Source organism: Enterobacter sichuanensis (assembly GCF_002939185.1).
Lineage (GTDB): Bacteria > Pseudomonadota > Gammaproteobacteria > Enterobacterales > Enterobacteriaceae > Enterobacter > Enterobacter sichuanensis.
In genome coordinates, this window is the sequence record NZ_POVL01000019.1 from 1 (window position 1) to 12,144 (window position 12,144).

Below are 12,144 nucleotides of genomic sequence, written 5' to 3' on the forward strand. Positions count from 1 at the left end.
AGCCGCTTCGGTTTCCGCGTCGAAGAAATGGCACTTATTCATATCGAACTGAATACCGATATTATCCCCTGCGGCATAATCATTCGCGGCTCCTGCGCGGACAACCAGCTCATGTCCGCCGACGGTGGCATAGAGCATAAATTCCGCGCCAGTGAGTTCAGCCACGCTGACTTTCGCCGCTATGTCGTCATCACGGTTCTGCAGGGTCAGGATATCTTCCGGGCGGATGCCAAACACCACCGCTTTACGCTGATACCCCGCGTGATTCAGAGCCGCAAGCATCTCCTGCGGGATTTCCAGGCGCAGGGTTTCCGTGACGAAATAACGATCGTCTAACGCGCCGCGAATAAAATTCATGGCAGGCGAGCCAATGAAACCTGCAACAAACATATTCGCCGGTTCGTTATAAACCTGCTTTGGTGCCCCCACCTGCTGAATAATGCCGTCCTTCAGGATGACGATGCGGGTGGCCATCGTCATCGCTTCCGTCTGATCGTGGGTCACGTAAATCATCGTGGTGTTGAGCTTCTGATGCAGCTTGCTGATTTCCGCTCGCATCTGCACGCGAAGCTTGGCATCGAGGTTGGATAACGGCTCATCCATCAGGAAGACACCCGCTTCACGCACAATCGCCCTGCCTAACGCCACGCGCTGGCGCTGTCCCCCCGACAATGCGCCTGGTTTACGCTTCAGGTATTCACGCAACCCCAATATTTGAGCCGCCCAGTTAACCCGTTCCTCAATGATCGCCGGGGCGATTTTTTGCATTTTCAGGCCAAACGCCATGTTGTCGTAGACGGTCATATGCGGATACAGCGCATAGTTCTGGAAAACCATGGCAATATCGCGGGATTTGGCCGGCACGTCGTTCATGCAAACGCCATCAATTACCAGTTCCCCGGCGGAGATCTCTTCCAGTCCCGCAATCATGCGCAGCGTCGTCGACTTGCCACAACCTGACGGACCGACGAAAACGATAAACTCTTTGTCCTCTATGTCGAGATTGAAATCCTTTACCACATGAACCTGGTTATCATAGATTTTCTGGATATGTTTCAGAGACAATTGCGCCATTGTTAATTCCTTATCAATACGTCCGGGATGCCCAGAAATCGGTCAGGCATTTCCAGGTCAGTTCCCGCGTTGAATGAAGTTGTAATCCCGCATGGTGCAGGCCCGATCCAATCCCAACCGATAGCATTCCCGCGGCGTTGATCGCCTCAACGCCTGCGGGGGCATCTTCAATACCGATGGCCGATTCAGGACGAACCCCCAGACCAGCGCAGGCGGCGAGGAAGATCTCCGGGTCAGGTTTCGAACAGACAATGAGGGAGGCATCGGCACAAAAATCAAAGGCGTCCTCAATGCCGAGCGCCGCCAGTATGCGGGGCGCATTCAGGGAAACGGAGGCGAGCCCAATTTTGACCTTCGCCGCACGTATCTCCTCCAGCACCTCGCGGATGCCCGGCAGCAGCGACGCCTCGGTCAACGACGCCAGAGACGCGACGTAGAGCGCATTTTTCTTACCCGCCAGCGCCAGGCACTGTTTGTCGTCGAATGCCCCCTCTTTTGAACCGTGTCGCAGGATCCGCTGCAGGGATTCCATGCGGCTAATTCCCTTCAACTCCTCGTTAAACACCTCGTCGATGGCAATGCCAATCTCCTGCGCTACCGCGCGCCAGGCGAGGAAGTGCAGATGCGCGGTATCGGTGATGACGCCGTCAAGATCGAAAACAACAGCTTCAGGCTTCATGGCTGGCCTCCGTGGTAGCGGTCCCATTATCAGGCGTAAGAAAATCCCTTAAGGAGAGTGCCTGCCGCTCCGTGACGCACACCGTTTTTCCCCAGAGGGTTAACGTGACGGGTGCGGTGGTATCGATTGTTAGCACGTCTTTTTCAAAGGCGAAGCGCATGCGCGCGTTCCGCCAGCGCAGCGGAAAAGCAAGTTTGCGCCAGTGAGCGGGCAGCTTCGGAGCAAGATGCAGTTCCCCTTCTACAATCTGCATACCGGCAAATCCCTGAATCACGCCGGACCAGATTGCGCCGGTGGCGGCAGCGTGAATGCCGTCGTCGCTGCTGTGGGGATCGTCTCCCAGGTCAATGGCGACACCAGCACGCCAGAAAGCATAGGCTCCTTCCGTATCGCCGCAACGGGCCGTCACAATGCCGTGAATGGCCTTGCTCAGCGAAGAGTCATGGATCGTACGAGGCTCGTAGAACGCCAGGTTGGCGGCACATTGCTGCGGCGTAAACCGTTCGGGCAACAGGTAGTTAAGCATCACAACATCGGCCTGCTTAAGGATCTGCATCTCATTCACTTCCGCGCGGGAGTAATCGAGCAGAATGGTCTGCTTCCCCGCTTTCGCTTTATAACGGCTCAAATCGATAGCCGGTTTCGCCATGAAGGTGTCATCCTGTGGGATCACTCCGTCTGCATCGGCTTCCGGTAGCCATAATCTCGCCAGAAACCGGGTGGCATTCTCCGTAAAACGCGTATCTTCACGCCCAAACATGGTCATAAACCGGCATGCACTGGCGACATTGTGCCAGGCCAGATAGTTGGTGTAGGCGTTATTGTTCACGTGTTCCGTGTATTCGTCCGGTCCGATCACGTCATGGATTTCCAGACGCCCCTTCACTTCCGTTGCACGCCCCATCCAGAACGCGGCGGTTTCCATCAGCAACGTCAGCCCTTCTTTGCGCATGAAGGCATCGTCCTGCGTTGCCTGCCAGTAGGCGACCACGGCCCAGGCAATGTCCGCCACGATATGGTGTTCAGCCAGCGCGGAGGCCACCTTCTGGCGCGTGCCCGTTCGGATGTTGATGGCGGCAAACTCCGGCGTCTCTTCCTGACCACTTGCCGCACTCTCCCAGGGGAACAGCGCGCCCGGCCAGCCGTTGCGACGGGCTTTTTCCCGGGCGCCGGCCAGGTTAAGCCATCGATAGCGCAGCAGGCTCCGGGCGATCTGCGGACGGGTAAAAAGATGGAAAGGCAGCAGGAAAATTTCCGTATCCCAGAAGACGTGGCCTTTATACCCCTCTCCCGTCAACCCTTTTGCGGCAATGCTGCTTCGCTCATTATGAGCGGGAGTCATGGCGGTCAGATGCCAGACGGCATAGTCCAGCGCCATCTGATCCTCACTTTCCGTCGAGTCCACCTCTACCCGGGCGTCGCGCCAGACCTCTTCCCAGACACACGCAGAGCTTTCCAGCAGCGCGGCATAGCCCCTCGCCGCACACACTTTGATATCCGCCAGCGCGCTGCGTGCAAACGACGCCTGCGGCAGGGCTTTATCGCTGCGGTGAGCAACCCAGACAAGTTTATCCAGCGTGACAGTGTCACCCTGAGCAACCATCAGTGAATAGTGCGCCAGCAACCGACGATTTTTGGCGGTGAAGCAGCTATCGCTGTTTGCTGACAGCTGACAAAACGCCGAGATGACAACCTCAGAGCCCCGATCCTGCGTTTCATAGATACCCTGCAGGTAATGCTGGTCAAACACCCTGACCGACATTTCATCCAGATGCTGTCTTCCGCTGTTGGTTTGCGTCGCATCAATGCCGGTGTTCAGCACGACCTGCGAGTCGGCATCAAGCGGCGTAATCGAGAATTGCATCGCCGCTAACGGCAACTGATCCAGCGAGACGAAACGGCGGCTCTCCAGACGGTAGCGTTTTCCGTTGGGCGAGCGCCAGACGACGCTGCGCCGGAGTTCGCCATTGGCAAACGCCAGCTCGCGTTGCCACGCGAGGATCTCGCCTGAAAGCAGCGTAAAATTCACCCCATCCAGTTCAATATCCATACCGGTGATATCTGGCAGGTTGATCAGTTCCGTGGTCTCGTGACGACCCGCCTGATGATAAAGTCCGGCAAGATACATGCCTCTGGTTTGCAGGGTGTACTCTTCTTCATGCGTCGCGCGGATCCCCATGTAGCCATTACCGCAGGCCATGATGGAGGCGTATTTATTCAGGCTGTGGGGACAAAAGCCCGGATCGGTTAACACAGAGACGTTTAGCATAATGAGACGCTTTCCCCTGTTTCTGCCGACTCATACAGCGCGGCGACAAGCTGCTGGATAACCAGCCCCTGTTCTGCATCTGCGATCGTTACGGGTTCCCCTAACACATGACGGACAAAGGCATCCATACTGCGTAAATGGCGCCGATCGTCCGCCTCTTCACGCTGTGTGAGGGTGTGTAAAACACCGGCGTCGTCGTGATAAATGTGGGCCGGGAAAAGCGTGGCACCCGCCTTCTCACCGCAGAATGTGACGTTCATGATCGACTGCTCACGGATATTCAGCGCAAACGAGGTGTCGAGACGCAGAATGCCGCCGTTGCAAAACTCAATGGTGCCGAACAGGGCATCTTCAACGGTAAACTGAGCGGGATCCCACGTGCCAAACTGGCCGCTGCTTTTGCGGTTTCCCAGCCTCTGGAAGCTGTGCGCTGTCACCCGTTTAACCGCCGGGAACCCCAGCACGTACATCGCGGCATCCAGCATATGGATACCAATATCAATCAGCGGTCCACCGCCCTGTAGCGATTTGTTGGTAAAGACGCCCCAGCCCGGCACCCCACAGCGCCGCAGCGCCTGCGCCGTGGTGAAATAAATTTCACCCAATGCGCCGTTCATCACGGCCTCACGCACCTGTTGCGTATCCAGCGCGAAACGATGGTGAAAATCATACGCCAGAACTTTTCCCGCCTTACGCGCGGCGATGCGCATCTGGTCGGCCTCTTGTGGCGTCATGGCTGGCGGTTTTTCGCACATCACATGGCAGCCGGCTTCCAGCGCTGCCATCACGTGCTCAAAGTGAAACCGGTTAGGCGAACAGACGCTCACCACATCCGGCTTAACCGCTTCGAGCATCTCCCGCACATCCTGCCAGGCAGAGGGGATGGCATGACGTTCCGCAAACGCCTGTGCCTGTTCAGGGTGATTATCCATCACAGCCACCATCTGAACATCACTGCGTGTGGCGTAATACGAGGCATGCACTTTTTCCGCGACCTGCCCGGCGCCAATAATGGCGACGCGCAGGCACGAAGGTGTAGAGGGACTCATCACGCTCGTCATCCTTAGCATTCACGCAAATAAGTGAGTGAGTCCTGGTACGCCTGAACCGGGTCGTCGGCACGAACACGGCATTCATACACCACATAGCCCTGATAATTATCCGCACGCAGCTGATCGAACAGGCTGGCAAAATCGAGGCTACCGCTTCCCGGCTGATAACGATGATTATCGGCAATATGGACGTGACCAAGCAGATCGCGGTTGCGATGCAGCGCCTCCGTCAGCGAATCTTCTTCGATATTCATATGGTAGAAATCGCCGATGATCTGTACGTGCTTCAGCGCGTTCTCTTCGATATAACGACGCGCGTCCGCCAGGGTATTGATCATGTGATCCTGATAGCGGTTCAGGGGTTCCAGGTAGACTGTTGTTCCGGTACGCCCCGCTACCTCATCCAGCCAGCGCAGCGAAGCACTCACCGTTTTGCGGTCGCCTTCGAGGCTGCGTGGGGAGGTCATCGGTGGCAGGCGGAAGGTAAACATTCCCCAGGCTGCAGGCACGATAATGCCCTTGCCTCCTACCTCTGCCAGGGCCTCCAGAATACGTTCAATCTGTGTTAACCCGTTCAGCCGACGCTCTTCGATGAAGTCGCCAATCCAGCCATCGTATCCCCCACATGCTGTCGTCACCGGCAGGCCAGTGGCGTTGATCGCGGCTTTTACCTCATCAAGGTTTTCTACCAGCAGTTTGCCGTCAATTTCATAGCCATCAAAACCCATCGCTTTGATGTACTTGAACTTCTCCAGAATCGGGGTTGGGAAAAAGGCCTGGTTTTGGGTTGCGATTTTCATTGGTGCTCTCCTTTGCTTAAAAAGTGACGCCCATTTTGATGCTCAGTTCAGGGTGCTGATCGACATACTGCATGTAGCTTTCAGCGCTGGTGGTAAAGGTGACAACCGGGTCGATCAGGTCCTCGCAGTTGAGATAACCGTTCATCAGCAGCTCCCAGCAGGTTTCCTCAATGCGTTTGCGGTTCCAGCGCGGGTAATCCGGATTGGGTTCGCTGCAGGCGCGCGAAAAGACGATCTTCGCGTTATTGAAATGTGCTTCGCGACCGAGGTTGAAGCCTTCTGCGAACGGTTTCGCGAAGGCGACGTAGGAGATAGTGCCGCCGTAGGCGAGTCCGCGTAGCGCAGACTGCAGTGCATCAGCAAAGCCGCTGGTTTCGATGATCACATCCGCACCCTGCTTCCCGGTCAGCTTTTTGATCTCCAGGCCGACGTCCGTACCGACTGGATTAAGGCAGTGGTCTGCCCCATGACGGCGGGCAATCTCGCAACGGTGGGCGATAGGATCGACACCGATGACGATTGACGCGCCGGCTTTTTTCGCCAGCTGGATCGCAATCTGGCCAATGGCCCCAAGCCCGACCACGACCACAAAATCCCCGACCCGTACGTTGGCATCGCGTACGCCGCTCATGGCGAACTGTGCCGGATCGTAGCAAACGGCGTTTTTCCAGGACGCGCCCTGCGGCATTTTACGCAGCTTGTAGTTATTGACCGCGTTAACAATGACCGTCTCCTGCAGCGGCCCATAGCAGCATACGCTGTCGCCTGGCTGGTATTCCGTCACGTCAGCACCACATTCAATAATGTCGCCAACAATCATATTGCCCAGCTGGAACTTACCGAATTCGATCCCGCGGGCTGCACCGGCTTCACGCGGTGTGAACATCTGCCACTCCGCGTTGAACTCTTCATCAATAAACGGGCTTGCCGCGCGGAAATCCACAACTTCGGTTCCGTGTTTCGGTGCGCCAAAGCGGGCACGAATTTTCACTTCATGGACAGCAACCGGACGATCTTCATACTCCACCAGCGCCGCCACACGAGGCGCCATTGCAACTAACTTTTTCATGACTTGCTCCTGGGAAAAAATACTAGCCGCCTCAGCCCTTAACGCCGCCGGCGGTCAAACCACTTTTAATAAAACGCTCTGACAATGCGTACATGATGACCACCGGAAGTGCCGTCACCAGCGATGCCGCCATCATGCGACCCCAGATATAATCTGGCGTGCTAAAGAGGGTGTTCAGCCCGACCGGCAGAGTGAAATTGCTGGCACTCGAGAGGAAAATGGAGGCAAACAGGTAGTCGTTCCACGCCACCATGAAGCAGTAGACAAAGACCGACACGAGACCGGAAATCGCCAGCGGCACGGTGATGCGAAAGATGATCTGCAGGCGATTCAGACCGTCCATCATCGCGGCCTCTTCTATTTCGTCCGGAATGGTGTCGAAATAGCTGCGCAGCATGAAGACGGCAGTGGGCAACGTCTGGGTCACCATGGTGACGATCAGCGCCAGGTCTGTGTCATAAATGCCGAGCGCGGTGATGATTTTGAACAACGGTACGACCAGCAAAATCCCGGAGAACATGTAGACGGTGTAGAAGCTCGCATTGATCGTCGCGCGTCCTTTAAAACGCAGTTTGGACAAAGCGTAAGCCCCGAGCGTACCGAGAAATACGGCAATCACCGATGAGATCAATGACACCACCATGCTGTTTCTGAAGTAGTCCACAAACGGGAAAATCAGCGGGTTGAAAATGTCGACGTAATGCTGCAACGTCCACTCCTGCGGCAATATGGTCGGGTGCAGGGATATCGCCTCTTTTGCGCTTTTGAACGACGTCATCAACATCACGAAAAACGGGAACAGTGTGATGACAAGAAACAGCAGCAGCCCCAGATAAAAACCAATACGGCCCAGTACGCGTTTATTTGTTGCCATTGAGGTTTACCCTTTTTCTGGTCAGCAGGATCACCGCGAAGATGATCACGAACAGCACGACAGAGATCGCGGCTGCTTTACCCAAATCATTGAAAGCGAAAGCCGTTTTGTAGAGATAGACGCCCAAAATATCGACCTTGGTCGTCAGCAGGTAGACATCCGCGAACATGTAGAACATCCAGATAGTGCGGAGCGTGACCACCGTCGCCAGCACCGGCATAATCGCGGGCAGCGTGACGATACGAAAACGCTGCCAGGCATTGGCACCGTCCATTTCCGCTGCTTCATACAGCGATTTATCAATGGTCTGTAAAATCGCGAGAAACGAAATGAACGCGTACGGGAAGTAACGCCAGATGGCGAACAACACTACCAGCACAAAACTGCTGCCTGGATTGTCGAACCACAGCGGCGCCTGGTCATACAGATGCAGCAGATCAACACCCAGATAGTTCACAATCCCGTAGCCATTGTTGAACATGTATTTCCAGGCAAACACCAGCGATATGGACGGGGTGACATAGGACAAAATCACCAGCGAACGGGCTGTTTTGCGCAAGCGAAACTCGCGGTTAAAGAAAAGGGCAACGGCCAGCCCCAGCACCGTACTCCCCATCACAACCAGTGCGGTGTACCAGAACGTCATCCACAGCGAATGCCAGAAAGCGGCATCACTGAGAATGCGAATGTAATTGTCCAGTCCGACAAACACGGCGCTGATGCGCGGGTTAAGCGGCAAACGTAAAAAGCTGATTTCAATGTTGGAAATCATCGGCCAGGCCACCAGGCCCCCCAGCAAAATCAGGCTGGGGGCCAACAGCAGCATGGCGAAAGGCATATCTGAACGACCAGAAAACAACGTCTTCATAATTTCCTTCCGCAAAGCGCTCCTATCGTTGTGACATCAGGTCAGTCAGTTGCTTCTGGCTGCTGCTCAACGTCGCGCGGAGATCGTGTTGCCCCACCGTGACGTTATGCACCATGGAACTGATAATCCCGGACCCCGTCACATCCCCCATGCGAGTGAAGTTTTTGTCCCCCACTGCGCCAAACACCTGGACATTCGGGAACTGCGCGATCAGTTCGTAAGGCAGTTGCCCAAAGGCTTTGATCACATCATTGTTTTTCCAGGTATCGGTGCCGACGACCAGTTTGTTCACCGGCAATGCCGCGCCGGGCGACATCATTACCCAGTCCGTTGCCTGTTGAGCCTGTTCCATCCAGGTGACAAACTTCTCTGCGGCTTTCGTTTCGTCTTCAGTCTGACCGGCGGTGATCGTCAGGGAGGTGACCATGCCGTAGACGGCAGACGATTTTTCTGTTGGCACAACAAAGCCGAGGTTGGCCGGGTTTCCGTCTTTAAAGACCGCCGGCAGGATGTAGGTGGAGTAAACGGCCATGGGGGCAGAACCGTTCATGAAGGCATCTTTGATCTCCATGACATCGTTTGAGCCAGGCATGGTGTTCGCGGCCAGCGCTTTATAAAACGCCAGAGCGCCCGCCATTTCAGGGGTATCGATATTAATATTCCCTTTTGCATCAAAAACGTTCGCGCCACCGGAAAGTGCAAACTGAGAGAATGCCTGCTCGGTCATCACGCTTTCTGCGGTTGGCAGCGCAATGCCGTAATGTTTCCTGGCCGGGTCGTTCAGGCGCTGGCTGGCGTTAAGCAGCTGTTTCCAGTTATGCGGCTCGTCAATACCCGCCGCGGCAAGCACATCTTTGTGGTACCAGACACCGGACAACCAGGCGCTGATCGGCACCCCCGTCCATGCAGAACCGTCTTCCGTACGAACAACGCGCAAGATGCCGTCATAGAAGGTGTTTTCACCGACCGCCTTGATGGCATCGCCGATCGCCTTGCGATCCAGCAGTTGTTCCTTGTCCATCACCTTCGCGTAGTCGTGGCTGACTTCAATCACCTCAGGCAGTGCGCCGGTTCTGGCCAGCGTAATCACTTTGGTGTTATAGGCATCTTCTTCTACCGGCACCTGTTTTACGGTAATGCCAGGGTTCTCTTGCTCGAATTTTTCGATCAGTTTCGTAATAACCGCCTGACGCTCCTGCTCAACCGACGAGTGCATAAACTCGATGGTGACAGCAGACGGTTTGTCATCCTTGCACCCTGATAACAAGGCGCACGAAACCAGTGCTGAGATCAGCACAATTCGGGGCATTTTCATGTTTAAGGTCCTTTTTTAGTTTTCTTTAATCCACAACACCTGCCATGGAGTAAGGGTTAGCGTTGTATCGGTAATAGCATTTCCGGCGATCAAATCCCTGCCAACTGAAATATCGGATTGCACCGTTTGGGTACGTTCGCTGAAATTAAATATTGCGGTTATCTTTTCACCCGACACCGCAACGCGAGTGATTTTTAAAATTGCGCTTCCTGATGTACTAAAATACGCTTCACTGTCAGGATGAAATGCTTTTTCCATCCGTCGCAGCGCAATTAACCGGCTTAACGCGGAATAGACCTGATATCGCAAACTGTTTTTATTTTCCAACGCGCCATCAATTTGTCCTGCAACATATTTCTCTCGATTAATCGCACGGTTGTATCCCAGGCGCTTAACCCCTTCATAATCATTACGCGAACCCAGAATACTCTGAATATAAACCGCAGGCACACCCGGGAAACTTAACAGCACGGCATGTGCCAGAATAAAACGGGCCACACGTTGATTATCATCACAATCACGCGTACTTAATGCATCCAGATAGGTTACGTTAATTTCATAAGGGCTTCGGGTACCATCCGGGTTATTTTTCCAGTTAACCAGCGCCCCTTCGTGCTGAAGTTTTTCAACCAGGGAGAGGATCTCTGATTCGGGTAAAATTCCCCGTAACGGATTAAGGCCAATCCCGTCATGCGAGGCCAGGAAGTTGAACCAGGTGGTGTTCGTTGAGGGCAGCGTGAGCGACGCAGCCCACTCACTGAGAACACGAACATCCTGACTATGCACCGCATGCAGTACCAGCGGAGGCAGCGAGAACTGGTAAACCATCTGCGCTTCATTTTCACCGTTGCCAAAGTAAGAGATGTTGTCTTGATGCGGAACGTTGGTCTCCGTGATGATCACCGTGCCAGGTGCAACGACGTCGGTAATGGCGCGGAAGAGCTGAATGAGGAGATGCGTTTGTTCAAGGTGGATGCAGCATGTTCCGGGCGTTTTCCACATAAACCCAACGGCATCCAGACGGATGTAACGCGCCCCTTCAATCAGGTAATGCAGCAGCACGTCAACCATCGCAATCAGCACCTGTGGCGAGGCGAAATTGAGATCGACCTGGTCGTCACTGAAGGTGGTCCACAGGTGGCGTACGCTGCCATCATGAAGCGTGAAAGGTGTAAGAAGCGGTAATGCGCGCGGACGCGTTACGGCGGAGAGGTCAGTTTGAGGATCGACAGCAATAAAGAAATCGTCGTACCCTGGGGTTTGTTTAAGATAATTAGCAAACCATTTGCTTTTGGCTGACATGTGGTTACAGACAAAATCAAACATCAAACTGGTTGACTGTTTTAATTCGGCAACGTCTCGCCATGTTCCTGTTTCAGGTGCAACTTCATGATAATCAATGACAGAAAAACCGTCGTCCGAAGACCATGGGTAAAAAGGTAAGAGATGGACGTGAGAAAAAGAAGCAGAAAGCCATTTATTATAAAAACGTGTAAAAACAGGAAGTGCCTTCTCCCCTTCTGCCGAAAACTGATCGGCATAGGTAATCAGAACAACATCATTTTCACCCCAATCCGTTTTACGCGTTTCCGTAATAACAGAAGCGGCCTTTCCGATATTTTCCAGTAGCGCATTGAGCTGGGCATCAGAAAACATTTCCCCGTAAATACGATTAATAAGTTCTTTAATTTTTGCGTTCACTTTATTTTCCATGGTAGCGGTCCCACGGATGGCAATCTACTCCCATGGAAAATATCTGTCAACGGACCGGGAGGCAGAAAAAGGCATTGCAAAGCAGCTCAACGCAGTATTGTGAGCTGCCGCAAAGAAAGAATGGGGAAAAGCGAAAATAGCGTTAACTGTCGCCAGCCCTGCTCACGAAAGAGAAAGGCCAACGCGAGGGGGCATTACCGGGTGAAATAACGGCGTGAAAGCCGTTTTGCAACGTTTTGCAACAGCGGTTCGAGTGCCACGGCCAGCACCATTCTGACCGGCTTGCGGGCAACCGATTTAATCGCCCACCCCGCTACCCCAGCCGGACCGTAACGTAACGCGGTCATCAGGACCAGCTTACCTGCGATTTTCAAGCCGGGTTTTACCTTCTGACCGGCCTGTTGCCAGTGTTGTTTCATCTCTTTTCTCTC

Annotated in this window: 11 protein-coding genes; all 11 read right to left on the reverse strand. The window is 54.2% G+C overall.

Annotation, left to right across the window (positions count from 1 at the left end; genetic code table 11):
• A partial coding sequence (locus tag C5687_RS10470) for an ABC transporter ATP-binding protein (RefSeq protein ID WP_104556903.1) occupies positions 1–1,074 on the reverse strand: 1,074 nt, incomplete at its 3' end.
• A gap of 13 nt (positions 1,075–1,087) precedes the next feature.
• Positions 1,088–1,753, reverse strand: coding sequence for a beta-phosphoglucomutase (gene pgmB, locus C5687_RS10475; protein WP_095440506.1), 666 nt, complete (start codon positions 1,751–1,753; stop codon positions 1,088–1,090).
• Positions 1,743–4,022 (reverse strand): glycoside hydrolase family 65 protein, encoded by a 2,280-nt coding sequence (locus tag C5687_RS10480; RefSeq protein WP_104556904.1) that lies wholly within the window; start codon positions 4,020–4,022, stop codon positions 1,743–1,745. The genes pgmB and C5687_RS10480 overlap by 11 nt, the downstream gene beginning before the upstream one ends.
• Positions 4,016–5,071 carry a D-glucoside 3-dehydrogenase gene (locus tag C5687_RS10485; RefSeq protein ID WP_373467659.1) on the reverse strand — a complete coding sequence of 352 codons (1,056 nt, stop codon included), beginning with the start codon at positions 5,069–5,071 and terminating at the stop codon, positions 4,016–4,018. The genes C5687_RS10480 and C5687_RS10485 overlap by 7 nt, the downstream gene beginning before the upstream one ends.
• A gap of 14 nt (positions 5,072–5,085) precedes the next feature.
• Positions 5,086–5,874: a 3-dehydro-D-guloside 4-epimerase gene (locus C5687_RS10490; protein ID WP_104556905.1), complete on the reverse strand. Its 789-nt coding sequence runs from the start codon at positions 5,872–5,874 to the stop codon at positions 5,086–5,088.
• A 16-nt stretch (positions 5,875–5,890) separates the two neighbouring features.
• Positions 5,891–6,943, reverse strand: a complete 1,053-nt coding sequence (locus C5687_RS10495; RefSeq protein ID WP_094917003.1) for a D-guloside 3-dehydrogenase — start codon at positions 6,941–6,943, stop codon at positions 5,891–5,893.
• Positions 6,944–6,974: 31 nt separating this feature from the next.
• Positions 6,975–7,817, reverse strand: coding sequence for a carbohydrate ABC transporter permease (locus tag C5687_RS10500; RefSeq protein WP_104556906.1), 843 nt, complete (start codon positions 7,815–7,817; stop codon positions 6,975–6,977).
• A complete protein-coding gene (locus C5687_RS10505; RefSeq protein WP_047958807.1) occupies positions 7,804–8,685 on the reverse strand; it encodes a carbohydrate ABC transporter permease in 882 nt (293 codons plus the stop codon). The genes C5687_RS10500 and C5687_RS10505 overlap by 14 nt, the downstream gene beginning before the upstream one ends.
• 22 nt (positions 8,686–8,707) lie before the next feature.
• Positions 8,708–10,000: an ABC transporter substrate-binding protein gene (locus C5687_RS10510; RefSeq protein ID WP_104556907.1), complete on the reverse strand. Its 1,293-nt coding sequence runs from the start codon at positions 9,998–10,000 to the stop codon at positions 8,708–8,710.
• Positions 10,001–10,015: 15 nt separating this feature from the next.
• The gene (locus C5687_RS10515; RefSeq protein WP_104556908.1) at positions 10,016–11,713 is read right to left on the reverse strand and encodes a sugar phosphorylase; all 1,698 of its coding nucleotides are present in this window, start codon (positions 11,711–11,713) and stop codon (positions 10,016–10,018) included.
• Positions 11,714–11,907: 194 nt separating this feature from the next.
• The gene (gene pspD / locus C5687_RS10520; protein ID WP_047958810.1) at positions 11,908–12,132 is read right to left on the reverse strand and encodes a phage shock protein PspD; all 225 of its coding nucleotides are present in this window, start codon (positions 12,130–12,132) and stop codon (positions 11,908–11,910) included.
• Between the last annotated feature and the right edge of the window lie 12 nt (positions 12,133–12,144).

Coding starts and splice junctions, on each gene's coding strand:
- C5687_RS10515 (WP_104556908.1), bottom strand. CDS start 11,713: ATGGAAAATAAAGTGAACGCAAAAATTAAAGAACTTATTAATCGTATT.
- C5687_RS10510 (WP_104556907.1), bottom strand. CDS start 10,000: ATGAAAATGCCCCGAATTGTGCTGATCTCAGCACTGGTTTCGTGCGCC.
- C5687_RS10500 (WP_104556906.1), bottom strand. CDS start 7,817: ATGGCAACAAATAAACGCGTACTGGGCCGTATTGGTTTTTATCTGGGG.
- C5687_RS10490 (WP_104556905.1), bottom strand. CDS start 5,874: ATGAAAATCGCAACCCAAAACCAGGCCTTTTTCCCAACCCCGATTCTG.
- C5687_RS10495 (WP_094917003.1), bottom strand. CDS start 6,943: ATGAAAAAGTTAGTTGCAATGGCGCCTCGTGTGGCGGCGCTGGTGGAG.
- pgmB (WP_095440506.1), bottom strand. CDS start 1,753: ATGAAGCCTGAAGCTGTTGTTTTCGATCTTGACGGCGTCATCACCGAT.
- C5687_RS10480 (WP_104556904.1), bottom strand. CDS start 4,022: ATGCTAAACGTCTCTGTGTTAACCGATCCGGGCTTTTGTCCCCACAGC.
- C5687_RS10485 (WP_373467659.1), bottom strand. CDS start 5,071: ATGAGTCCCTCTACACCTTCGTGCCTGCGCGTCGCCATTATTGGCGCC.
- pspD (WP_047958810.1), bottom strand. CDS start 12,132: ATGAAACAACACTGGCAACAGGCCGGTCAGAAGGTAAAACCCGGCTTG.
- C5687_RS10505 (WP_047958807.1), bottom strand. CDS start 8,685: ATGAAGACGTTGTTTTCTGGTCGTTCAGATATGCCTTTCGCCATGCTG.